Source organism: Tenacibaculum aquaeponti (genome assembly GCF_052084715.1).
In the GTDB taxonomy this organism is placed as follows: Bacteria; Bacteroidota; Bacteroidia; order Flavobacteriales; family Flavobacteriaceae; genus Polaribacter.
Genome location: NZ_CP197288.1, coordinates 3313490 through 3338469, shown reverse-complemented (window position 1 = coordinate 3338469; position 24980 = coordinate 3313490). Strand labels below are relative to the sequence as shown.

The window sequence follows — 24980 nt, the reverse complement described above, 5'->3', positions numbered from 1 at the left end:
GTTATTTCTTATTTATTGTTCGTAATGCTCTTTTTATAATGTAAGCTGTTTCTTTAGAAGAAGATTCCTTCTCCCATTGTTTACAGATGTTTAAAACCCACTCTGGCTTAGATTTACTCGTATCATTTAACCAATTTGCTACTGCGTCTCGAACATACTTTGACGAATCTGATTTTAATGGCGTTAATAAAGAAATTCCTTTTTCAGGATTCTCTTGAAAAGCTGCTATTTTTTTAGTCCATACTCCAACTGGTCTTAACGACTCTACAGCATAACGCCTTACATTTTCGTCAGTATGAGTAGCCCATGAAGACAAAATAATTATAGATTTATCTAAATCTTCAATCATTCTTTCTTTAGTTGCGAAAATCACTACTTCTCGTACTCCAAAATGAGTATCTGCAGCATAAACTTGCATTGCATTCAGTAGTTTTTCTATTTCATCAAAATGTAAACTTTCAGCCCAACAAGCCCAACATCTCACCACATCAGAAGTATGATTTTTTAAAAAATCGTAAACATTTTTATCTTTAGTTAACACCCCAAAAGTCTGCCCAATAACTTTTGTATTACTATTTGCAGTAGGTTTCTTTTGATTATTAACCGCTTGTTCAAAATCAGAAAACCATGTTTCCTTTCCTAAAAATTTTAAAACTAGTTGTAATAAAGTTAATTGATCAACAGCTAACCATTCCATTAAATTTTTAGTCTCTATTAATCCTCTATTTAAATATTCTATTGCTTCTGGATTCAAATCTTTAGCACTTCTAGCTCCCTTTCTATTTAAAATAGCTTCTGGAATTTTTTGCATGAAATAACTTTTTATATAGTGTTGTTAACTAAAAAACTAATTGAATAAAGTTTTAGTTTTCTATAAATTTAGAAAAAAGCTTTATTTTTCTTATATTAAGGTATTGCTAATTGAAAATTCAACTTTAAAAATTGTTTATTATGGACGGATGGGGCTCACTAAAAATGTTGATGAATAGACAACAAGGTAATCAACAGAGAAAGAAAAAACTAAAAGACGTTAGAGATAAAAAACTAAGTTCTAGTGTTTATTCGAAAACTAGATTTAACTTTCCTAAGGCTTCTAAAAGTGTCATTAAAAAATATGGTGAAGAAGCTAAGAAAACTCAAAAAAAAGAATCTATTATTAAGTATTCTGTAATTTCTATAATTATAGTAACTTCTTTAATTTACCTATACTTCATAGGGATTTTCTAGCTATACTCCAAACTGTGTTAAATGATGATCTAAATGTTTATAAAATAAATTATTCCATTCCTGTTTGGTTAATTTACCAAATGAAGTTGATTCTTTTCCATCGAAATGATTTTCACCTAATTCTTGGGTTTTATATAAATAATCAATTAAGATTTGCTTTTCTTTTTCAAAGTTTTTCTCTTCAGTAATTAAAAACTGAGGTGCTGTTCTACCGTTTTTCGGATAAGGTTTTTCTGAAACAACTTGATTTTTTACTAATAACTTCAAAACAAACCTCATAAAAGCATTTGGTTTTGGATGCTTATCTGTATAAATTCCCTCATAGGAAACTGAACAATGTGCCATCATTTGCGCCACATTCATTTTTCCCCATTTAGGTTGAGTTTGTGGAGTTAATGTATTGATTCTAGAAATCACTTCTTCTGTAATTTCTTTACTAAAGATATTTTTCATAATAAGAGCTTTATTTAGTGTAATACTTTAAAAATTAATTCTTTTAAAATATCTCCATGGGATTGATTTGCTCCTACTCCTTTACTTTTCACATCTGCTTCTCTTAACAATCCTATAACTTGAGATACTTTACGCATCGGATAATTTCTTGCTGCGTTTGCATAATCATCTACAAAATAAGGATTTACTCCTAACGTTCGTGCAACTGAAGCTTTAGATTTATCTTTTAATCCATGATACGATAAAAGTTGTGTGAAAAAACTGTTTAATAATGAAATTGTCATTACTAAAGGGTTATTTTTTGGATTCTTACTGAAATAATTAATAATTCTATTTGCCTTAACAACATCCTTATTTCCGACAGCTTTGCGTAACTCAAAATTATTAAAATCTTTAGAGATTCCAATATTCTCTTCTACATGGCTTGGATTGATTATTGTTCCTGCATCTAAAACAGAAGTAAGTTTATCTAATTCATTACTTATTTTACTTAAATCTGTTCCTAAAAACTCAACTAACATTTGAGCTGCTTTTGGCTCAATCGTAAATTTCTTACTTTTTAAAACTCTAGCAATCCAATCACCAACCTGATTTTCATATAACTTCTTACTTTCGAAAATCAATCCATTTTTAGCAATTGCTTTATATACTTTCTTTCTTTTATCTAACTTCTTGTATTTATAATTGAAGACTAAAATTGTAGATTTTTGCGGATTATCAGCATAACTATCTAGTTTTTCAATAGACCTACTTAAATCTTGAGCTTCTTTCACAATAATAACCTGATGCTCTGCCATCATTGGAAATCTTTTTGCTGAAGAAACAATTTCATCTACTGTTACATCTCTACCATACATAACCATTTGATTAAATCCTTTCTCAGATTCATCTAATACATTATTTTCTATATAACTCGAAATTTTATCAATGTAATATGGCTCTTCACCCATTAAAAAATAAATCGGTTTAAGATTTCCTGCTTTTATATCGTCAACAATTTGTTTTACTTCATTCATTAATTTTCAACAAAATTTAAATCAAACTTTTAGTACTTTTGATTGATGCAAAAATTGAATTTACCTTCATATACTTTCAATATCAAAAGTAATGAAAAACACTATCTGATTTTTGATGAAATCAGAAAAAAATATATTGTTTTAACTCCAGAAGAATGGGTTAGGCAGCATTTTGTACAGTTTTTAATTCAAGAAAAAAATTACCCAACTTCTTTAATTGCTATTGAAAAACAATTAACAATAAATAATTTAAAGAAAAGGAGCGACATCTTGATTTTTAGTTCAGATGGCACTCCTGATATTATTGTAGAATGTAAAGCTCCTTCTGTTAAAATAACACAGGATACTTTTGATCAAATTGCGCGATATAATTTAAAACTAAACGCTAAGTATTTAATAGTGACTAATGGTTTAGAACACTATTACTGTATGATGAATTCTGAGGACGAGAATTATATTTTTTTAAGAGATATTCCTACTTACAAACGTTAAGCGCTTTGTGCTGTATTATCTAATAACTTGTATCCTTCACCTCTAACATTAACAATAGCAATGTTTTCATCGTACATTAAATACTTTCTAAGTTTGGTGATGTAAACATCCATACTTCTAGATGTAAAATAATTATCATCTCTCCAAATCTTAGTTAATGCAATTGCTTTTGGCATTATTGCATTTTTGTATTCAGATAAATACTTTAACAACTTACTTTCTTTAGGTGTTAATCTTCTTTGTTCTTCACCTTTAAAAGAAAGCTGACGGGTTCTATAATTAAATGTAAAATCACCTATAGTATATTCCACTGCACTAAACATTTTATTATGTTCTTTTTCTTTAGTTTTTAAAATAGATTTAATCTTTTCAATTAAGACTTCTGTAGAAAAAGGTTTTTTAAAACAATAATCTACCAATGGTATTTTATTAATTTCAAATACATCCTCTAATAAAATTTCTTCTGAAAGGAAAATTACTGGAAAATCTTTACTATGTTTTCTTACCGAATTCACAAATTCAGCTCTAGTTGTTGTAATTAACTTAGAATCTATAATAGATAAATCGAATTTAGAACTATTTACCAATAAAGAAACATCGCTTAGAGTACTTGTAAATGTAACATTATACCCGTTTAAAAGCAGATAATTCTTTAAGACCATTCCAAAGTCTACATCTGCATCTATCAATAAAATTTTTATCGACCTCATTAAAAATATTTTTTTTACCCCCTAATTTTCTAGTCGTACATTTTTGAATAATCTTACAAAAGCTTAATTTGAATTATATTTTCAATTTTGTGTTACCTTATTCTCCTCTCCTCCCTAACAGAGAATTTCATGTACATATATAAGACAATTGAAACTTAAAAACTCCTACCTACATCTTCATGTTTTTTTTAAATATTAAAAAAATTAATAGTTCTTTATATTTTAAAATAATATTATTGATGTATGTTTGCGGACTTGAAAACTGCTGTAATCATATTAAATTGGAATGGTCAAAAATTGCTAGAACAATTTTTACCTTCAATTGTAAAATATAGTTCTGAAGATATTGCAATTTATGTTGCCGATAACGCTTCTACAGACAACTCTATTCAGTTTGTAAAAGATAATTTCCCTACTATTAAAATTGTTCTGAACAAAGAAAATGGCGGATATGCCAAAGGATATAATGATGCTTTACAACATATAACTGCTGATATTTATTGTTTAATTAATTCTGATATTGAAGTAACTAAAAATTGGCTACCTCCAATATTGAATATTTTTGAACAAGAAGAAAACACAGCTATTATTCAACCTAAAATTTTAGATTTTAAAGAAAAAAATAAATTTGAATATGCCGGAGCTGCTGGTGGTTTCATTGATTTTTTTGGATATCCATACTGTAGAGGAAGAGTTTTTAACAATTTAGAATCCGATAAAGGACAATATGATTTAACTTCTGATATTTTTTGGGCTTCAGGTGCTTGTTTTTTTATTCGCAGCACTGTTTTTCATCAATTAGGAGGTTTTGATGAAGATTATTTTGCACATCAAGAAGAAATAGATTTATGCTGGAGAGCACAAAATGAAGGTTTTTCAGTTAAATATGTTGGAAACTCTGCTGTATACCATGTTGGTGGGGCAACATTACAAGAATCTAATCCAAGAAAAACTTACTTGAATTTTAGAAATAGTTTACTAACTATCTTAAAAAACGTTCCAAGTAAAAACTTATTCTTAGTTATTTTTACTCGCTTAATTTTAGATGGAATTGCTGGTTTAAAATTCGCTTTAGAATTAAGACCAATTCACACATGGTCTGTACTTAAAGCACATTTAAGTTTTTATAAAAATTTATATAAATTCTTTAAAAAACGTAAACAAATTCAACGTAAATCAAATTACAGTATTCATACTTCTGTAGTCTGGCAACATTTTGTTTTACAGAAAAAGAAATTTAATTCATTAAAATAAGCTCAAACTTAATTGAGCTTACTTATTCCTCTAATTAATAGAAATATAAATTTTCACTTCTGTATCATCTGTTTCATTTGTATGCTCTGGATAAATTTCGAAATCAGCTTTATACTTTCTATCAATAGTTGAATTCCAAATCTCAATCCATTTATTATAAACAATATTATCTTTCAATTTTCCTTTTACTGAAAAGGCTTCATAATTACAATTAGGAATTTGAATACCAATCATATTTTCTGGTATTTCACCTAAAACATCAACCTCACAACCAATAATAATATCGTAAGCTCCTGTGTAATCAGATTCATAATTCGTGTAAACCGCATACACCTTATTATTGAGTTTATTTTCTACTTTATTAGCAATATTGTCATCCATAAACTTTTGCCATAAAGCAGGAATATCTTTAGCAGCTTGCATATCTGCATTTGTAGTTCTTGTTTTAATTCCAATAATGTTAAACGAGTCAATTTGTGTTTTGTTCATTTTTTTTAGTTTCAAAATTATTTATCACAAATCTAAAAGAGGTTTATGTCAAAGGTATGTCAGGGGTTTTATAAAATTTTGCTTTACAAATTTCAAAATATTCTTTTAGTGTCATTTTATGGGGAGTGAAATTTTCAGTTAGATTAATAATTCGATGAATTAAATCAATTCTAAAAACTCTAAAGTCATTTCTGAGTCTGCAGTATGCTATTAACAACCAATTCTCATTTGTACTATATAATGCAAATGGTTCTACTATTCTTTTGGTAAAATTATTTTCTAGAGAATTATACTCTATCTCTAACAAATTAAAACCTGTTATTGCAGTTTGAAGTGTAATTAAATTTTTACTTGTAATTGCTTTTTCTGGATTATAACGAAACTCTATTCGTTGGGCTAATAGTTCTGATTTTTCTTGTTGTCGTTTCCTAAAAACTGACTTAATCTTAGTAATAGCATTTTCATAATTCTCAACTAAAGATTGATCCTTATTTTTTCCAATTAAATAAGCTGCAGTAATTAAGGCATTGGCTTCTTCTTCTGTAAACATTACTGGAGGTAAATAATAACCTTCTAACAATGAATATCCTTTTCCTTCTTCTGTATATACTGGCACACCAGAATCTTCAATTGTTCTAATATCTCTGTATATTGTTCTAACACTAACTCCAAATTTTTCAGCAAGATAAGTAGCTGTCACTAACTTTTTAGATTGAAGCTGTGTAATAATAGCTGTTAAACGAGAAATTCGAGGTTTGTTACTCATAGGGTAATCTTTTCCTTCCTTTTATTTTATAAGATTCAAAAACACTTCTTAATATCATTAAAAGTTTTAATTCTAAATTACATCTAAGCTACCTTTACCTTCTCTAATTACTTCTGGCTCATCTTGAGTTAAATCAATTACTGTAGATGCATAATTATCTCCATAGCCTCCATCTATAACTAAATCAACGATTTGCTGCCATTTTTCGAAAATAAGTTCTGGATCTGTTGTATATTCAATCACTTCATCTTCATCATGAATTGACGTTGAAACAATAGGATTCCCTAGTTGTTTTACAATAGCTCTTGCTATATTATTATCTGGCACACGTATACCTACAGTTTTTCTTTTTTTAAAAGCTTTTGGCAAAGTTGTACTTCCTGGTAATATAAAAGTATATGGACCTGGTAATGCTCTTTTCAAAATTTTATAAACAGGAGTACTTATTTGTTTAACATAATCTGACAAATGACTTAAATCATTACATACAAAAGAGAAATTAGATTTTTCTAATTTCACTCCTTTAATACGTGCAACTTTTTCCATCGCTTTCATATTAGTAATATCACAACCTAACCCGTAAACTGTATCAGTTGGATAAATAATTACGCCTCCCGATTGTAATACTTTTACTACTTTTTCTATTTCTTTAGAATTAGGATTGTCGTTATAAATTTTTAAAAATTGAGCCATTATCAATTAATCTTTAATATAAATCTAAAAAGAAAAACTTCCAATATAAAATCATATTGGAAGTTTTTTAAATATTTTTTAGTAGTTAAGCTTCGTTGTCTATTAGTCTAAAACCTTCTCCATGTATATTCAAAATTTCTACACTATCGTCTAATTTTAAATACTTACGAAGTTTTGCTATATATACATCCATACTTCTAGATGTAAAATAGTTATCATCTCTCCAAATTTTAGTTAGTGCTAACTCTCTCGGCATTAAATCGTTCTTATGTACAGCTAACATTCGTAATAGCTTACTTTCTTTAGGAGATAATTTTAAAGGATCATCTCCATTAAATGACAAATGCCTTAATTTAGAATTAAAAGCAAATTTACCGATAGTAAACTCAAACTGATCATCGTCTTTAGATTTCTCTGTTTCTTTCCTTTGTAAAATAGCTTTTATTTTGTGTAATAAAACCTCAGAATCAAAAGGTTTATTCAAATAATCATCTGCTCCAACTTGATATCCTTTTAAAACATCTTCTTTCATTGTTTTAGCAGTTAAGAAAATAATTGGCACTTCTTTATTAGTCGCTCTAATATCTTGCGCTAATGAAAAACCATCTTTCCTTGGCATCATTACGTCTAAAATACATAAATCATATTCAGAATTTTTAAACATAATTAAACCTTCGATTCCATCTTTAGCATGAGTTACATTGTAATCATTTAATGCTAAGTAATCTTTTAATACTGTTCCAAAATTTGGATCGTCTTCTACTAATAGAATTTTTCTAGTTCCCATTGTTACCCTTCAATTTATATTAATGGTAGTTTAACTGTAAATGTACTTCCTTTACCTTTCTCACTTGCCACATGAACCGTGCCATGGTGGTTATCGATAATCTCTTTTACATAGGCTAATCCTAAACCATGCCCTTTCACATTGTGAATGTTACCTTTATGCTCTCGATAAAATTTATCGAAAATATATTTTTGGGCATTTTTACTCATACCTATTCCTTCGTCTTTTATTTTAAATATAAAATACTTGTTCGTGTTTTCTGTATATACATCTATTTTGGGTGCTTCCTCTGAATATTTTATTGCATTTTCTAATATATTTACAACTACATTAGTTAAATGGAACTGGTTCCCTAAAACCTCAGAAGAAATCGCCTTAAAATGTGTATTTATTGTTCCTTGTTTGTCTGACACTAATAAACTAACATGATCTATTGCTTCTTCAATTATATCTGTAGCTTCAACTGCTTCTTTTGTTATTTCTATTTGATTTTTCTCTAGCTTAGATATTCTTAATACATTTTCTACCTGACCATGCATACGTTTATTTTCGTCACGAATCATTTTAACATAGCGTTTTACTTTTTCTTCATCATTAATAATCTTAGGGTTTTTAATCGCATCTAGAGCTAAATTTATAGTAGCTATAGGTGTTTTAAACTCATGTGTCATATTATTAATGAAATCTGTTTTTATTTCTGATATTTTCTTTTGTCTTACTAATTGATATAAAGAAGTAGAAAAAGCAGCTATTACAATACCTATAAAAAATAATGATAATAATAGCGCATACATCATACTAGAAAGAAGGCTCTTTTTTTCGTTTGGAAAAGTAACATATAACTTGTAATTACTATTTCCACTATCATCTTCTAACAACGGATAGAAATAACTATTTTTTTCATCTATTTTAAAATAACCAGATTTAATTTTCGTAGCCAAACCTCCTTCATATACACCAAATTTAAATTCTTGATCTATATTTCTTTTACCTAATTCATCTTTAAGAGTACTATTTAACTCTCTTTTGCTTATTCTTTTATGAATAGGCATATGTTTCTGATTTTGGCTAAATAAATATTCTACTTGTTTCTTTTGCCAACTAGGATATTTTAAAAGTCTCGAATATTTATTCTCATCTGTGTAACTTTTAAAATCTCCATTATCAGAACTATAAGTAATGGTTTGTGAAAAATCCTCTTTCCCAGAAAACCTTTTAATGATTATTGTATCGCTATTAACAAAATCAACGGGGATTTTAAAGTTTTCTTCTAGAATAGTTGCTCCAAAAGTAAATTTCTTTTTTGCAACTGTATCTATTTGTTGGAATAGGTAATTTTTAAGCTCAGCTGTGCTTATAGATTCACTATTTTCAAAGACCTTTTTATGTTTATCAACAAATTCGTTATACTCTCTTTCTTTAATTCTTTCTGATGTTTTAGCCAATGCAATCTTCACATTATCCTCAAACTCAGAACGTTTACTTTTTACTGCATTTTTCACCCAATATAATTGAACTGCAATTATTCCTGTTAAAGAAATACTCATAAGCAGAACAATTAGAACAAAAATTCTTTTTCCCATCGATCAAAAATAAACTAATATGCTAAAGCCTAATCGCTTTTAACTTAGATTAACAAAGATAATATGTTTTTAAGAAAAAATTAAGAAATACCTTAAGATATCGACAATTAATTAAAATTAATATGTTAATTTATTATGAATTCTCTTCACATCAAACCAGACATTAGTTAAATCTAAGTTAATAATCAGATAATGAGATTGAATTGTTTTTTTTGTGTCTGACCATTGATTTTTCACCCTATTTAAAACAGTTTCTTTATCAACTCCATCTCTTTTCATTACTCGTTTAATCCTAATATCCTGCGGAACAGACACTGTTATAATCTTATCGCATAATTTATGACTTCCATTTTCAAAAAGAATGGCATTTTCATACAGAATATAATCTTTTTTGTTATGTTTTGCTATAAAACCTTGTAGATGTTTGTGCACTTCAGGATGCACAATTGAATTCAATACTTTTAATCTTTCTTTACTTTCAAAAACAATTTTTGCTAAAAAAGATCTATTCAACCCTTCTTCACTATAGGCTTCTTGAGAAAATTCTTTGATAATTTTTCTTTTAATTATTTCAGAAGTATTCATAAGTCTTTTTGCTTCTTCATCTGCATGATAAATTTGAACATTTTCAAATTCTGAAAACATTTTTGATACAGTAGTTTTTCCACTACCTATTCCTCCTGTAATACCTACTAACATTTTTTATTTATGAATTAAAAAATCTACACGTTGTGGTGTAATCCTTATTGTTGAAATCAATTCTGGTTTATTTTTAATTTCGGGCACTAAATATTGTAAATTATCTTTTTTTGTTTTTTTATAATCACAAACAATTTCAAATAAGTCCTCTGTAATTTTTTGATAATTCTTTAATCCAACTTTAAAAAACACCTTTACTTTTTTTGGAAAAGTATTCAACTTCATTCCTTTTGGAATTCCAATAATTTTTATAGGAATTTCGAAACTACCTTCTGTAAACTTATCTACCAGAACTCTAACTTTTACTTTTTCTAAATTGAGTTTTATTCCAACAACATCTTTTGGTAGCTCAAAATCCAAATCAACACTAACATCTTCACTAACCTCTTGAAGTGTTAATTGCTTTGTTTTTATAAACTCTATTTTATTCAATTGTAACTCTGGACCTGAAAGTATCACACTATCCCGTTCTAAAGCAATATTCTCCATCCCATAACCTAATTTATAATCTAGATTGAGATCTATTTGAATAGGCACTTTTTTTGAAGCTAAAGTACCTAACTTAAAATAAATTGAGTCTTTACTAACTTTAACTAATTCCAAACCTGATTTTAATTTTTTTTGAATTTCTTCCTCTTGGGATTTTGTTAATAAAACAAACTCTCTATTACTTTTCTTAATCAATTTTTCTAAAGAAAAAAACACTTTCTTAGTAGAAAAACTTGCTGCTAATAAATTAAAACCACTTCCTTTAACTGTTACAGATATTTTCTTTAAAGGCTCTTCTTGTAGTATTTTATTCTGAGGTAAATCTTTATACTCTATAATATACACAATTTTAGAGGTATATTTTTTTGATAAATTTATTAACATCCACATTAAAAATGACGCTATTAAAAAACTAAAAAATATTTTAGGTATGTGTAATGCTTTAGCCAATTATCTTTTATTGCAATCTAATTAAAAAGAAAAAGGTGAGCAAAAAAGCTCACCTTAATTTTATTCTGAAAATGATTCGACTTACTTGTTTTCTATGTATTTATTTGTTAACTCCATAGAAATAGCTGCCCTCTCAAACTTAATCTTACCTGCACCAGTTTCTATAACTACAGTATTGTTTGTATCATTAATTTCTACAATTCGTCCATGAATACCGCTTGTAGTAACAACTTTAGTTCCTTTTTTAATTTCAGATCTAAACTGTTTTTCCTTCTTTTGTTTAGCCATTTGTGGACGAATCATAAAGAAATAAAAAACAGCTATAAAAGCAACTAACATCAGCATGTTCATCATCCCTGGTTCTGACGCTTGTAAAAAAATCATATTTAACATGTTATGCTTTCTTTTTTGGAGTTACCATACCTGAGATTTTCACCTCTTCTCTTCCTTTAACAGTATTTGTGTATAAAGTAACTGTTTTACTTTGTTTATTGGGTTTACCTGAAGTATTAAACTTTACTTTAACTTCTTCTGTTTCTCCTGGTTTAATAGGTGTTCTTGGCCAAGTTGGTACTGTACACCCACATGAAGCTTTTGCATCTGTGATTACTAAATCAGACTTACCTGTGTTTGTAACTTTAAATGAAGTTTCTACTACAAACCCTTCATCTACAATTCCAAAATCGTGTAATTCTCTATCGAAAACTATTTCTGGAGCTCCTACATTGATTGCTTTATCTCTCTTTTGAGCCTCCTCTACGTTTCCTATTTTCACCTTAGATGCAGCATTACCTTCTTTACAAGATACTAACACAACTGATAAAAGCACAGTTGTTAATGTTATAATTGCTTTTTTCATTTTGTATAAATTTATTGGTTAAAAATAACTAATTGAAATAGCTATAACAAACCTCTACCGATTTTTACCATTTTATTACTTTCTTGGTAATCTTTGGATAGTTTATCTAAAACTCCGTTAATAAAATATCCACTTTTATTGGTAGAATAATCTTTAGCTAATTCTATATATTCATTAATTGTTACTCTACTTGGTATAGAAGAGAAATGTAAAAACTCTGTAATTGCCATTTTGATTAAAATCATATCAATATCAGCAATTCTATCTGTTTCCCAATTAGGAGTTTTCTCTTTTATATCTTCGTCGTACTTATGTTGATTAAGCATTACTTTTTTAAATAACTCTGAAGTAAACCTCTTATCCTCTTCATCTTTATATAAATTTCCTAAAACAAAAGGAGAAGATGATTTTTGTTTATTAAGTGTTTTGACAACCCAAGTATTCACAAAAGGAATATCATCTACCCATGAAATCATTTTATCTTCAAAATAATCTGCTAATTTTTCATTAGGTGCGATAATCTCTTTAAAGAAAGTAATAACAAAATTCTTTCCAGCATTGTAAGAGTTATCATCTGAAGCCATATACTCCTTATAAAAATCACTCTTATTTAACTCTTCCCAGATAATTTTCACATATTCGTCATCTAAATCCCAATTATCAAGTTTATTTAACTCTACATAACCTTCTAGACTTACACTTTCTCTTATTTGATTTAAGAGTATATTATCAATAAATCTTGTATTAGGATTTAAATCTTCTTTTGTGGCTAAGATTTTCTTTTTTGAAAGCTCAATTTTTTTATGAGCCAATTTTTGTACTTCAAGAAGTAATTGGAAATTCAAAACATATAGATCAAACATCTTTTGAACACTAAATTTTAAGAACTTCTCTTCTTTAACAAGATCGGTATTATGTGATTGCTGCATTGCATATACTGATTGCATCACCTTTAAACGAATATGTCTTCTGTTTATCATTAAATTGAGGACTTTAAAAAAGGCGATAGAATTTTTTCTATCGCCTTGCAAAAATAAAACTTTTATCGACTTACCTTAGCTATTTTGTTCTTTTTTACGTGCATCAATTCTTCCTTGTGCAATATTAAAAGCTGCTTGGTGAGTTGTAATATTCTCTTTATCTGCTAAATCAAAGATTTCTAATGTTGTATTATATATGTTTTCTGTTCTTTTTAAACTTTCTTCTTTACCGTATCCAGCTACTTCAGCATAAACATTAATAATTCCTCCAGCATTAATTAAAAAATCAGGGGCATATGCGATCCCTTTTTCTTTTAACAATTTACCATGTTTTAATTCATTTGCCAACTGATTGTTTGCTGCTCCAGCAATAACCTTAGCATTTAATTGAGCAATACTATTATCATTTACAGTTGCTCCTAAAGCACAAGGTGCATAAATATCTAAATCTAAACCATAAATATCGTTACCTAAAACAACATTTGCGTTATATTTTTTACTTAACTCTTCTAATCTAGCTTCGTTAATATCATTTAAAATTACCTGAGCTCCCTCATCAGTAATATGTTTAACCAAAGTTTCACCTACATGGCCAACTCCTTGAACTAAAACTTTCTTTCCTTCTAAATTATCTGTTCCAAATTTATATTTAGCAGCAGCTTTCATCCCCATGTAAACACCATAAGCTGTTACAGGAGAAGGATTTCCTGACCCTCCAATAGCTTCAGAAACACCTGTTACATGTGGAGTTACCTCACGAATAACATCCATATCTCTTGTTTCCATACCTACATCTTCAGCAGTAATATATCTTCCGCTTAAAGAGTTAACAAACTCACCGAATTTACGCATCAATGCATCGTTCTTTTGAGTTTTAGCATCTCCGATAATTACAGCCTTACCACCACCTAAATTTAAACCAGTGATAGCAGACTTGTAAGTCATACCTCTTGATAAACGTAACACATCGTTTAAAGCTTCCCATTCTGTTTTATATTGCCACATTCTTGTACCTCCAAGTGCCGGACCTAAAGTTGTATTGTGTATACCAATAATTGCTTTTAAACCTGTATCTTCGTCGTTGCAAAAAACAACCTGTTCGTGACCATCAAAAGATAACTGTCCGAAAACAGGATCATTTTTAAGGTCTTTAGTATCAATAATTTCAGACATCATAGTATATTACGTTTTACTTAAAAAGAATTTAACTATTCCTTAATATTAGGACTGCTAAAATACAGATTCCGTAATTACAAACCAAAAAAAGACTTGTAATTTGAGAATTTATTAACAAGAAAACGTTTTCTGCTAGTAAAATCATAAAAAAACAAATAAAAAAATTCATTTTTAAAATTGAAAGCTTTACAATACTTAAATAAATATTTTATAAAATATAAGTGGAGATTATTAATTGGGATTCTTATTACAGTATTATCGAAGCTGTTAGCTCTAAAAATTCCTGAAATAATTAAAAACTCACTAAATATTGTTGAAGATTATTTGAATGGAAAAACCACAGATCTGAGTAATGTAAAACAACAACTTTTAATTAATATTTTAATAATAATTGGAATTACTTTACTCGCTGGTTTTTTCACATTTTTAATGCGACAAACCCTAATCGTGATGTCTCGTTTAATAGAATTTGATCTAAAGAATGAGATTTACGAACAATACCAAAAGCTTTCTGTTAATTTTTACAAGAAGAACAGAACTGGAGATTTAATGAATCGTATTTCTGAGGATGTTTCTAAGGTTAGAATGTATTTCGGACCAGCAATTATGTATTCTCTGAATATGATTGTGTTATTTACTATTGGTTTTTCTAAAATGTTAAAAACAGATGTTGAACTTACATTATACACACTAATTCCTTTTCCTGTTTTATCTGTTTCAATTTTCATATTAAGCAAACAGATTAATAAAAAGACTACTATTGTTCAAGAATATCTTTCAAAATTAACCACTTTCAATCAAGAGTTTTTCTCAGGAATTAATGTTGTTAAGTCTTATGTTATTGAAAAATCTGTTTTAAGCAATTTTAATGAACTAGCAGATAAAGCCAAAGAAAAGAATATTGAACTATCTAAAATACAAGCCTTATTTTTCCCTTTAATGATTTTACTAATAGGAATTAGTAATATTTTAGTACTATATATTGGAGGAAAACAGTACATAGCTGGAGAAATACAGATTGGAGTTATTGCCGAGTTTATTTTATATGTTAATATTTTAACATGGCCGGTTGCAGTTGTAGGCTGGGTTACTTCAATTGTTCAGCAAGCTGAAGCTTCACAACAAAGAATTAATGAGTTTTTACAACAAGTCCCTGAAATCAGAAACTTTAACAACTCAAAAACAAATATTTTAGGAAAAATACAGTTTAAAGATGTTTCATTAACCTATGATGACACAAATATTACAGCTTTAAATAAAATTAATTTTGATGTTAATCAAGGAGAAACTATAGCTATTATGGGTAAAACAGGAAGCGGAAAATCTTCTATAGCTAATTTGGTTTCTAGGATGTATGATTCTACTGAAGGAACAATATTTATAGATAATCAACCTATAAAAGACCTAAACTTAAACGAGATTAGAGATCAAATAGGTTTTGTTCCACAAGACCCTTTCCTATTTTCTGACACTATAGAGAATAACATCAAGTTTGGTAAAAATGATGCAACTCAGGATGAAATTATAGAAGCAGCTAAAAATGCTGTGATTCATGATAACATTTCTGGTTTCACAAATGGATACCAAACTATTTTAGGAGAAAGAGGCGTAACACTTTCAGGAGGACAAAAGCAACGTACGTCTATTGCTAGAGCCATCATTAAAGATCCTAAAATTTTAATTTTCGACGATTGTTTATCAGCTGTAGACACTGAAACTGAGGAAAAAATTCTTAGCAACTTACAAAGAATCTCTAAAAACAAAACCACTTTTATTATTAGCCATAGAGTTTCATCTGCTAAAAACGCTGACAAAATCATCATTTTAGACGAAGGCAAAATAATAGAACAAGGAACTCATAATCAATTAATAAACCTAAAAGGGGTATACAATTCACTTTATGAACAACAACTTTTAGAAAAAGAAATTTAGCGTTTTGTGTGCACAAGTAAAATATTTTGTTAGATTTGTTAGTGAAAAAAACAATTAACTAGTATTTTAAGATTTGAATTATGAGCGAGAGAGTTGAACAAGAAGAGATCTTTTCACAGGTATTAAGAGCAGGAAGAAGAACGTATTTTTTTGACGTAAGAGCCACTAAAGCTGACGATTATTATTTAACCGTAACAGAAAGTAAAAAATTCACTCACGATGATGGATCTTTCCATTATCAAAAACATAAAATTTATCTTTACAAAGAAGATTTTAACGATTTTAAAGAGATGTTAAACAAAGCAACTGATTATATTGTTACTCAAAAAGGTAGCGAAGTAATTAGCGAGAGACATCAAAAAGACTTTAAAAAAAGCACTGAAAATTTTGTAGAACAGACTGCTGAAAGTTTTACAGACGTTTCATTTGACGATATATAAACGATTTAGTTCAAATTCAATTTACACAATGTAAAACCACTAATTAACTTTTAAGTTACATTGGTGGTTTTTTATTTTATTGTAATACTTGCTTCATCGCTAAAGATTTTACTTTGGTTTCTTCCCACTCTTTTTCAGGGTTACTATCTTTTGTTATTCCACCTCCAACATAGAGAATTGCTTTACTCTCTTTAATTTGCATACATCTTAAATTCACATATAAACTTGAAGATATTTCATCATTCTCCTTAGAAATATTTAATTCCCCAAGAAAACCTGTATAAAAACTTCGATTATAATTTTCGTTCTCCAATATGAATGTCTTTGATTCTTGCATTGGGAAACCACAAACCGCTGGAGTAGGATGCAAAACTCTAATTACACTAGCTATATTACTTTTAGCTTTACCAGAAATTTTAGTTCTTAAATGAAGTAGATTTCCAATTTTAAAAGTTTCTAATTGCTTAACCTTTAAGTCAACACTTACCTCCTGAAGCCTGTCAGTTATATAATCTGTTACTAATTGTTGCTCATCTAATTCTTTCTCTCCCCAAGAAATTTCTTTCTCTGCATTATAAACTTGCGTACCAGCTAGAGACATTGTAGAAAACTCATTTTTATTTATCTCTAACAAAGTTTCTGGTGTTGCCCCCATCCATAATCCAACCTTTGGATGAAACCAGACATAACAAAATGCTGCTGGATAATTAGCCAATAATCTTTGATATATAGTTACAACATCAAAACCATTTAATTCAACCAACTCCTTTCTAGATAAAACTACTTTTTTAAAATAGTTTTTCAGGATTGCATCAACACCCTTTTTCACTAGTTCAATATGATTCTTTTCATTACTATTAAGAGAATCATAATTATCTAAAACCTTTGTTTTATCACCTTCTGAAACATCTACACTCTCTTTGAAAATTCTAGATTGCTTTGAAGGAATTAAAATAGATTGCTTAGAATTATCAAAAGGAGCAAAAACAAACCCCTCTTCAATAAAATCATTTGACAAATATAAAGCAGCGTTGTTTTGAAAAAAACTTTTTACTTCTTTAGAGTTTGGCTTTCTATAAGCCACAAAAGGTAAATCATCTTTCAAAGACGATTCTATTTCTTTAAATATTTTCAATCTAAAATCTTTAAAAATTGACTTTTAACCGCATCAAAATTAGACCAAACTAATCCATGATTAGCTTTATCTATAGTTATTAGTTTAAATTGGTCTTCTGGAAATTGATCTTCCAATAACTTTGAATTTTCATAAGGCACAATCCAATCCCCTGAACCGTGAATACTAATTATTTTATTAGGTGTATTTTCCCAATCACTTTCAAAAAGCTTTAAATCTTTCTTATGAGAAAGTTTCTCTTTAGATGCTTCTTTCCAAATTCTTGGCACCAACCAACGTGTTAATTTCCATTTATAAAAATTAACCATCCAAGGCATAGGTTCTACACTACTAAAAACTGCAGGAGCTAACAAAACAATTTCTTTAACTTTTTTCTTTACCGATAATACTATTGGACCACCATATGAATACCCTACCAAAATAGTTTTGTTAGGAGATAAATCTTTGATTACATCTTTTAGCATATTTCTTTCAAAACTAATGCTTTCTTGTACGTGATTTTTATCGTTGTAATTATAGCCTATTCTATCATAAGCTATGATATTACATTTGGTTTGTAAATCATTATCTGATATATATTTTGAAAAATCATTAATTGACCCAATCGTACCATGAACAAAAACCATAGTTGGTAAAGAGTCATTAACCACTAAAGAAAGCTTTCGGTAATTAAAATCATTATATGTTTCATTTGTTAAAACAGGCTTTAAACGACTATTTTGATAAGCTTCAAGAATTTTAACATCGGATTTAGGAGCTGTAAAAATTCTAAAAGCAAAATACAATCCTATAAAAATTAAAAGAATAATTACACCGATAATTTTAAGCACTTTCTTCAGCATTATTTTATTACTTTTTATCTAAAATAATATTTGTGAGTTTACATATAGAAATGAGATTATCTTCTTCATCTAAAATTTTAACCTCCCACAAATGCGTTGTTTTCCCTTTATGAATAGGTGAAGCTGTTGCATAAACTACACCTTCTTTTTTACTTTTAAGGTGATTTATAGTCAATTCAATACCTTTTACAACTTTATTTTTTTCTTTTAAAAAAAACAAAGAAGCAACACTTCCTACTGTTTCCGCCAAAGCCGCAGAAGCACCTCCATGTAAAATACCAAAAGGCTGATGAACAGTTGAATTAACAGGCATTTTTGCAGTAATTGATTTTTCTCCAACAGCTACAAACTCTATACTTAGAGTTTCCATTAGCGTATTTTTATTGTAAGAATTAAGTCTTTGTAACGTTTCTTCTAAATTCATTTTTGATAAAAATATCAATATAAAATTATGGAGGATAAAAATACGTATTTTTGTAGTGATTAAAAATTGAATAATGTACAAAGTTCGGGTAATATTAGACGTAGAAGAAGATGTGATTAGAACATTAGTTGTAGATGAACATCAAACATTAGAAAAGCTACATATACAAATAGCAAATGCTTTTGGATTTGATGGAAATGAAATGGCTTCTTTTTATACTAGTGATAATGGTTGGAATCAAGGAGAAGAAATACCTTTGTTCAACATGTCAGAAACCGGTGTAGGCTTATCAATGACTACTTGTATTTTAAATGAAATTTTACCACATCAAAACGATAAATTAATTTACGTCTACGATTTTTTAGAAATGTGGACATTTTATGTTGAAGTAATTGAACAATCAGAAGAAAAAATTTCTGAAACTAAAATTATTTTAAGCATTGGAGATGTTCCTAAAGAAGCTCCAAATAAAGTTTTTGAATCTGACAAAATCGTTGACGATTTTGATTCAGAATTTAACGATTCTTTTAATGATTTTGACAATATTGATGATATTGATTTTGATAAATATTAGAAAATAGATTTCTAAACCTCAAAACATTACTAATATTCGTAATTTTATTTTTTTATTAAGCTAACCTTATTAACAGTAACATTTTGGTATCTTGTTCGTCAAATAAGAAATTAACTAAACTTTTTTGCGATTGGATACTATTTTATCTATTAAGAATCTCGACAAGAAATTTGGACGAGTTCATGCAGTTAAAAATCTTTCTTTTGAAATTGAAAAAGGAAACGTATACGGAATATTAGGACCAAATGGTAGTGGTAAATCTACCACCTTAGGTATCATACTAAACGTTGTCAATAAAACTTCTGGGGAATTTACATGGTTTAACGGAACTATGTCTACTCATGAAGCTCTAAAAAAAGTAGGTGCTATTATTGAGCGACCAAACTTTTATCCTTACATGACAGCTGTTCAAAATTTAGAACTTATTTGTAAAATCAAAGGAGTTTCTAAAGAAAGCATCAACGATAAACTAAAGACAGTCAATCTTTTTGAACGTAGACACAGCAAGTTTAAAACTTATTCTTTAGGAATGAAACAAAGACTTGCTATTGCCTCTGCATTATTAAATGATCCTGAAATTTTAATTTTAGACGAACCTACAAATGGATTAGATCCTCAAGGAATTCACGAAATCAGACAAATCATTAAAAAAATTGCTAAAAACGGAACAACTATCTTATTAGCTTCGCACTTATTAGACGAAGTAGAAAAGGTTTGTTCTCATGTGGTTGTAATTAGAAAAGGAGAAAAGTTATATAGTGGACGTGTAGAAAACATGGTTGCCTCTAATGGAATTATTGAAGTTAAAACTGATGGTGATCAAGAAGCCTTAGTTAACGCTCTTAAAAATTATTATGATATCGCTACAGTTAACATTGAAGATAACTTAATTATCGCTCGATTAGAAAACGAAGCTTCTGCTACCGACATTAATAAATACTTGTTTGAGAAAGGAATAATTGTTTCTCATTTAGTGAAGCGCAAACCTAGTTTAGAAGAACAATTCCTTAATCTTACAAACCACTAAAAAAATAACTATGCTACGTCTTTTACAAATAGAATTTCATAAATTGATGCACAATCGTGCTAGCAAAGTATTGTCTCTAATATATTTTGGATTATTAACTTCCATAGCATTAATAGCAGTTATAAAGTTTAATATTGGACCAGTAAAATTTCATCTAGCAGATCAAGGGATTTTTAACTTTCCTTATATATGGCACTTTAACACTTATGTCGCTGCTATTTTAAAATTTTTCCTATTATTAGTTATTGTATCAATGATGGCTAATGAATATAGTTATAAAACATTAAAACAAAATCTGATTGATGGATTAAGTAAAAAAGAATTTATACTATCTAAATTCTATACTGTAATTGCATTTGCCTTAATTTCTACTGTATTTGTTTTTATTGTTTCTTTAATTTTGGGATTAATTTATTCTGATTTTAATGAACTAAGTATTATTCTTTCAGATTTAGAATATTTATTAGCTTTTTTCATAAAGTTAGTTGGATTCTTTTCTTTCGGATTATTCTTAGGTATTTTAATTAAAAGATCAGCTTTTGCAGTAGCAGGAATGATTGTATGGTTAGTTATAGAGAGCTTGTTTAAAGGATATTTATTATGGAATTTCAGACATCTAAAACAACAATCTTTTGCACAGGCCAATGAAATCATGCAGTTTTTCCCTCTTGAAGCAATGTCTAATTTAATACGAGAACCTGTTACTAGATTAAGCGCTGTAAAATCTGTTGCTCGTCAAATAGGAGAAGATATAGTAGTAAATCATTCTGTTCGCTACACAGATATTATAATTGTTTTATTGTGGACAGCTGTGTTTGTATACCTTTCTTATGCCTTGTTAAAAAAACGTGATTTATAGGCTGTTTTCCTTATTTTTGATCTTCTTAAATCGGGACGTTCAAAAATGAAAAAAGCTTTACTATTAATCACTATTCTCTCAAGTATTCAGCTATTTGCTCAAAAAGAAGCTAACATTTGGTACTTTGGAAGAAATGCTGGTATCGATTTTAACACCTCTCCTCCTACTGCTATAACAGATGGGCAAGTTAATACTCTTGAGGGGTGTTCTACTTTTTCTGACACTAATGGAAACTTACTTTTTTATTCTGATGGAATTACAGTTTGGAATAAAAATCATGATATCATGAAATATTCTGATGGTAGGTTAGCTGTTGATTTACTCGGAAATCCTTCAAGTAGTCAGTCAGGTATGATTATACCAAAACCTAAATCAACATCTATATATTATTTATTTACTGTTGATGACGGACCAAGTGGGGGTGGAGCTTCAGGAAAAGGATTAAATTTATATACTATTGATATTTCTAAAAATAGTGGATTAGGGGAAATTATAGATGGACCTACTCCTTTATCTGGTAGTTTAGAAGATATTTGGACAGAAAAAGTTGCAGCAGTTAGAGGAACAGAATGTAATACATTTTGGGTAGTTTCTGCTGTTAATAATACGTTCTATGCATTTAAGGTAGATGATACTGGTGTTAATACAACTCCTGTAATTTCTTCCGTACCTAGTAATACAACCAGAAGAGGTTATTTAAAACTATCACCTGATGGAACTAAATTAGCAGTTGCAAACCAATTGTCTTCTGCTAATTTATATAATTTTAACGCTACTAATGGAACTGTTGACCCTAGTTCAGAAATTATCTTAACGAGAATTGCAGACGGACAACCATATGGTGTTGAATTCTCTGTAGACTCAAAGAAGTTGTATATATCTACTGTTTCTGGTTTTAGATTAGATTTGAATGATCCTCAAACTACATATAGATTACTTCAATTCGATTTGAATGATGCTAACATCCCTGGTTCAAAAAACATAATTCATCAAGAAATTGGTTTTAGAGGAGGATTACAATTAGGCCCTGATAGTCGTATTTATGTTACCATTCCATTAGCTTTTGATGATACTAGAGGTGATGCTACAAGTTTAGATGTAATTGAAAATCCAACAGCTAATGCTAGAGACATTATTTTTACAGAAAATGCTATAGACCTTAGAGGTAAATTATCTACTCAAGGATTACCCCCTTTTATATCCTCTCTTTTATTACCTATTGAAATTATAGATCTATCCTCAGGAGATATCATAAATAATCAAGATAGAAAATATTGTATTGGAGATTCCATTGAAATAGATTCTGGAAGTGTTACTGGTACAGGAATAACTTATGAATGGACATTTGATAACGGAACAACTTCAACTATAATTTCTAATCAATCAAAACTATCTCTAAATAACCTTAACACAAATAATAGTGGTAAATATAAACTAACTGTTAATCTCACAAATGATTGTAGTGAAGTTATAAAACTTGAAGGTAGCTTTTCTATTGGTGTTTTTACTCCTGCTGTAGCTAATCCTGTTAACGAAATTAATTTTTGTGACACAGATAGAGATGGCCTAAATAGTTTCGATTTACAAAATGATGTGACTCCTCAAGTTTTAGGTACTCAAACACCTAGTCAGTTTGAAGTTAATTACTATTTAAGCCAAGCTGATGCCGATGCTAATAATACTGCTAACGCATTACCTAACCCTTATACCAACCCTTCTCCTAATAGTAGCCAAACAATTTATGCTAGAATTCACAATAACGGAAATCCTGATGTTTGTTTTGATACAACTTCTTTCCAATTGAATGTTACCTCCTTGCCTACTCCAACTCAACCTATAGATTACGAAGTTTGTGATGATACAGCTAATGGTGGTGATACTGACGGTTTTTTTAATAACTTTATACTTTCTTCTAAAGACAGTGAAATTCTAGGAAGTCTTTCTTCAACACAATATAATGTTAGTTATCACACTACACTTACAGGAGCAAAAACCGATAATTCAACTGATAGTATAGATAAAAACTCTGCTTATAGAAATACTTCTATTAATGAGCAAACAATTTATGTTAGAGTAGAAAATAGAACTAATACAAATTGTTTTACTGCTTCTGAAGCTGGAACCAGTTTTCTTCCTTTCAAACTTGTCGTTAATTCATTGCCTGTATTAGCAAATCCTAATGTTCTAATTGAACAGTGTGAAAATGATGGAGATCTTGCAGCAACTATTAACTTAACTCAAGCTCAAATAAATATTTCCAATAATCACACTAACGAAACTTTTAAATATTATCCTTCTCAAGCTGATGCTATTGCTGATTCTGCCGAAATCTCTGACCCCATTAATTATGATGCTAATAATGGTGATACCATTTGGGTAAGAACTATTTCTGATAAAAATTGTTATCGAATTTCGCAACTTAATATCTCAATTAATTTTGCCGCTGATATTCTTTATGATAAAGAATTTACTGCCTGTGATGATTTTTTAGATGCTGATGGAAATAATACCCTAAATAACGACGATACTGACGGTATTACTACTTTTGATATTTCTGATGCTGAAACTGAAGTTAAAAATCTTTTTGCTCCTGCAATTAGAAACGATTTAAACATCTTATTTTTTGAAAATGAAACTGATAGAGATGCAGTAACCAATCAAATCACTAATATTAGCAATTATAGAAATACTAATATTCCTGCAAACACACAGCAAACCATTTTCATTAAAATTGTTAATAAAATTAATAACAATTGTACAGGATTAAGTAAACTCTTTATTAGAACGCTACCGCTTCCTAATTTTGACATTACTTCTCCTCAAATTTTATGTTTGAATAACCTTTCGAGTATTGAAGCTGAAAATCCTGATGGAAATTATAGTTATGAATGGACTAGAAGTGGTGATCCAACCATAATAGGTAATAATCAAACACTTGATTTAACACAGGGAGGAACATATAAAGTGACTGCAATTAATACAACTACTTTATGTAGAAGATCTAAAACTATTATTGTTAATGAATCAATCATTGCATCTGTAAATCAAAATGATGTTACCATTGTAGATGATTCTGAAAACAACTCAATATCTATTAACAACTCTGGAACAAACTTAGGTATTGGTGATTATGAGTTTGCGCTACAAAATGAAAACAATCAAATCGTTGTTGACTTTCAAGATTCTCCAAAATTTGAAAACTTAAAAGGTGGTATTTATACTATTCTTATTAGAGATAAAAACGATTGTGGAATAGCTCAATTAGACGTTTCTGTTTTAGAATTCCCAGATTTTTTCACCCCAAATAACGACGGGGTTAACGATCTATGGAATGTTAAAGGAACAAACTCATTCTTCTATCCTAAAAGCAGTATTAATATATTTGATCGATTCGGAAAATTAATTACCTCTCTACAAATCGACGGAGAAGGTTGGAACGGTTTATACAATGGAAGAAACTTACCTTCTAACGATTATTGGTTCAATATAGAACTTACTGATAGAAACGGAAAAACATTTACAAGAAGAGGACATTTTTCGTTACTAAGAAAATAAAATTAGTATTTAAAAGGTAGGAATTCACTAACTTTAACTGTTATATTGCAAGAGTTATTTACTAACTTT

At 28.9% G+C, this 24980-nt stretch carries 27 protein-coding genes; 9 read left to right on the top strand and 18 right to left on the bottom strand.

What is annotated here, in order from left to right:
* Position 1: 1 nt before the first annotated feature.
* Entirely contained in the window at positions 2-811 is an 810-nt protein-coding gene (locus ACSIGC_RS15225; protein ID WP_442265634.1) for a DNA alkylation repair protein, read from the bottom strand.
* 170 nt (positions 812-981) lie between these two features.
* Between ACSIGC_RS15225 and ACSIGC_RS15220 the strand changes: the two genes are divergently transcribed.
* A complete protein-coding gene (locus ACSIGC_RS15220) occupies positions 982-1227 on the top strand; it encodes a hypothetical protein (protein WP_442265633.1) in 246 nt (81 codons plus the stop codon).
* On the opposite strand, the gene ACSIGC_RS15215 is transcribed toward ACSIGC_RS15220, so the two are convergent.
* Both ACSIGC_RS15215 and holA read right to left on the bottom strand, forming a co-directional pair.
* Positions 1228-1680 carry a DUF1569 domain-containing protein gene (locus tag ACSIGC_RS15215; protein WP_442265632.1) on the bottom strand — a complete coding sequence of 151 codons (453 nt, stop codon included), beginning with the start codon at positions 1678-1680 and terminating at the stop codon, positions 1228-1230. It abuts the gene before it with no gap.
* 14 nt (positions 1681-1694) lie between these two features.
* Positions 1695-2696 carry a DNA polymerase III subunit delta gene (gene holA / locus ACSIGC_RS15210; RefSeq protein ID WP_442265631.1) on the bottom strand — a complete coding sequence of 334 codons (1002 nt, stop codon included), beginning with the start codon at positions 2694-2696 and terminating at the stop codon, positions 1695-1697.
* Between the two features lie 45 nt (positions 2697-2741).
* On the opposite strand from holA, the gene ACSIGC_RS15205 reads away from it, so the two are divergent.
* Positions 2742-3188, top strand: coding sequence for a type I restriction enzyme HsdR N-terminal domain-containing protein (locus ACSIGC_RS15205; protein WP_442265630.1), 447 nt, complete (start codon positions 2742-2744; stop codon positions 3186-3188).
* On the opposite strand, the gene ACSIGC_RS15200 is transcribed toward ACSIGC_RS15205, so the two are convergent.
* Positions 3185-3898 (bottom strand): response regulator transcription factor, encoded by a 714-nt coding sequence (locus ACSIGC_RS15200; RefSeq protein ID WP_442265629.1) that lies wholly within the window; start codon positions 3896-3898, stop codon positions 3185-3187. The genes ACSIGC_RS15205 and ACSIGC_RS15200 overlap by 4 nt on opposite strands.
* A 255-nt stretch (positions 3899-4153) precedes the next feature.
* On the opposite strand from ACSIGC_RS15200, the gene ACSIGC_RS15195 reads away from it, so the two are divergent.
* On the top strand, positions 4154-5152 hold the full coding sequence (locus ACSIGC_RS15195; RefSeq protein WP_442267769.1) for a glycosyltransferase family 2 protein: 999 nt from the start codon (positions 4154-4156) through the stop codon (positions 5150-5152).
* A gap of 30 nt (positions 5153-5182) precedes the next feature.
* Here the strand turns inward: ACSIGC_RS15195 and ACSIGC_RS15190 are convergent, their stop codons facing one another.
* The 11 genes from ACSIGC_RS15190 to ACSIGC_RS15140 form a co-directional block, all read right to left on the bottom strand.
* Positions 5183-5641, bottom strand: coding sequence for a GyrI-like domain-containing protein (locus ACSIGC_RS15190; protein WP_442265628.1), 459 nt, complete (start codon positions 5639-5641; stop codon positions 5183-5185).
* Positions 5642-5684: 43 nt separating this feature from the next.
* On the bottom strand, positions 5685-6407 hold the full coding sequence (locus ACSIGC_RS15185; RefSeq protein WP_442265627.1) for a helix-turn-helix transcriptional regulator: 723 nt from the start codon (positions 6405-6407) through the stop codon (positions 5685-5687).
* A gap of 72 nt (positions 6408-6479) precedes the next feature.
* The gene (locus ACSIGC_RS15180) at positions 6480-7100 is read right to left on the bottom strand and encodes an L-threonylcarbamoyladenylate synthase (RefSeq protein WP_442265626.1); all 621 of its coding nucleotides are present in this window, start codon (positions 7098-7100) and stop codon (positions 6480-6482) included.
* An 85-nt stretch (positions 7101-7185) separates the two neighbouring features.
* Complete coding sequence (locus ACSIGC_RS15175) at positions 7186-7887, bottom strand: response regulator transcription factor (protein WP_442265625.1); 702 nt, start codon at positions 7885-7887, stop codon at positions 7186-7188.
* Positions 7888-7901: 14 nt separating this feature from the next.
* Positions 7902-9434 carry a sensor histidine kinase gene (locus tag ACSIGC_RS15170; protein WP_442265624.1) on the bottom strand — a complete coding sequence of 511 codons (1533 nt, stop codon included), beginning with the start codon at positions 9432-9434 and terminating at the stop codon, positions 7902-7904.
* 153 nt (positions 9435-9587) lie between these two features.
* Positions 9588-10169: a dephospho-CoA kinase gene (gene coaE / locus ACSIGC_RS15165; protein ID WP_442265623.1), complete on the bottom strand. Its 582-nt coding sequence runs from the start codon at positions 10167-10169 to the stop codon at positions 9588-9590.
* Between the two features lie 3 nt (positions 10170-10172).
* The gene (locus ACSIGC_RS15160; protein ID WP_442265622.1) at positions 10173-11108 is read right to left on the bottom strand and encodes a CdaR family protein; all 936 of its coding nucleotides are present in this window, start codon (positions 11106-11108) and stop codon (positions 10173-10175) included.
* A gap of 81 nt (positions 11109-11189) precedes the next feature.
* Positions 11190-11501: a preprotein translocase subunit YajC gene (yajC, locus tag ACSIGC_RS15155; protein ID WP_442265621.1), complete on the bottom strand. Its 312-nt coding sequence runs from the start codon at positions 11499-11501 to the stop codon at positions 11190-11192.
* Position 11502: 1 nt separating this feature from the next.
* Positions 11503-11967: a DUF1573 domain-containing protein gene (locus ACSIGC_RS15150; RefSeq protein ID WP_442265620.1), complete on the bottom strand. Its 465-nt coding sequence runs from the start codon at positions 11965-11967 to the stop codon at positions 11503-11505.
* Between the two features lie 41 nt (positions 11968-12008).
* On the bottom strand, positions 12009-12947 hold the full coding sequence (gene nusB / locus ACSIGC_RS15145; protein WP_442265619.1) for a transcription antitermination factor NusB: 939 nt from the start codon (positions 12945-12947) through the stop codon (positions 12009-12011).
* 75 nt (positions 12948-13022) lie between these two features.
* Positions 13023-14123 (bottom strand): Glu/Leu/Phe/Val family dehydrogenase, encoded by a 1101-nt coding sequence (locus ACSIGC_RS15140; protein ID WP_442265618.1) that lies wholly within the window; start codon positions 14121-14123, stop codon positions 13023-13025.
* A 177-nt stretch (positions 14124-14300) separates the two neighbouring features.
* Here ACSIGC_RS15140 and ACSIGC_RS15135 point away from each other — a divergent pair, with 177 nt between their 5' ends.
* Both ACSIGC_RS15135 and ACSIGC_RS15130 read left to right on the top strand, forming a co-directional pair.
* Positions 14301-16055, top strand: a complete 1755-nt coding sequence (locus ACSIGC_RS15135; protein ID WP_442265617.1) for an ABC transporter ATP-binding protein — start codon at positions 14301-14303, stop codon at positions 16053-16055.
* An 80-nt stretch (positions 16056-16135) separates the two neighbouring features.
* Complete coding sequence (locus ACSIGC_RS15130) at positions 16136-16495, top strand: PUR family DNA/RNA-binding protein (RefSeq protein WP_442265616.1); 360 nt, start codon at positions 16136-16138, stop codon at positions 16493-16495.
* A 76-nt stretch (positions 16496-16571) separates the two neighbouring features.
* On the opposite strand, the gene ACSIGC_RS15125 is transcribed toward ACSIGC_RS15130, so the two are convergent.
* Genes ACSIGC_RS15125 through ACSIGC_RS15115 form a run of 3 tightly spaced genes read right to left on the bottom strand, consistent with a single transcriptional unit; the run spans position 16572 to position 18896 of the window.
* Positions 16572-17630 (bottom strand): chorismate-binding protein, encoded by a 1059-nt coding sequence (locus ACSIGC_RS15125; protein WP_442265615.1) that lies wholly within the window; start codon positions 17628-17630, stop codon positions 16572-16574.
* Complete coding sequence (locus ACSIGC_RS15120; protein WP_442265614.1) at positions 17627-18472, bottom strand: alpha/beta fold hydrolase; 846 nt, start codon at positions 18470-18472, stop codon at positions 17627-17629. Before ACSIGC_RS15120 ends, ACSIGC_RS15125 begins: the two co-directional genes overlap by 4 nt.
* Before the next feature lie 7 nt (positions 18473-18479).
* On the bottom strand, positions 18480-18896 hold the full coding sequence (locus ACSIGC_RS15115) for a PaaI family thioesterase (RefSeq protein WP_442265613.1): 417 nt from the start codon (positions 18894-18896) through the stop codon (positions 18480-18482).
* 73 nt (positions 18897-18969) lie between these two features.
* On the opposite strand from ACSIGC_RS15115, the gene ACSIGC_RS15110 reads away from it, so the two are divergent.
* From ACSIGC_RS15110 to ACSIGC_RS15095, 4 genes are all read left to right on the top strand, one after another.
* On the top strand, positions 18970-19470 hold the full coding sequence (locus ACSIGC_RS15110; RefSeq protein WP_442265612.1) for an IS1096 element passenger TnpR family protein: 501 nt from the start codon (positions 18970-18972) through the stop codon (positions 19468-19470).
* Between the two features lie 130 nt (positions 19471-19600).
* A complete protein-coding gene (locus ACSIGC_RS15105; RefSeq protein ID WP_442265611.1) occupies positions 19601-20497 on the top strand; it encodes an ATP-binding cassette domain-containing protein in 897 nt (298 codons plus the stop codon).
* A 10-nt stretch (positions 20498-20507) separates the two neighbouring features.
* Entirely contained in the window at positions 20508-21356 is an 849-nt protein-coding gene (locus tag ACSIGC_RS15100) for an ABC transporter permease (protein WP_442265610.1), read from the top strand.
* A gap of 45 nt (positions 21357-21401) precedes the next feature.
* Positions 21402-24911: a T9SS type B sorting domain-containing protein gene (locus ACSIGC_RS15095; protein WP_442265609.1), complete on the top strand. Its 3510-nt coding sequence runs from the start codon at positions 21402-21404 to the stop codon at positions 24909-24911.
* Positions 24912-24980: the final 69 nt, after the last annotated feature.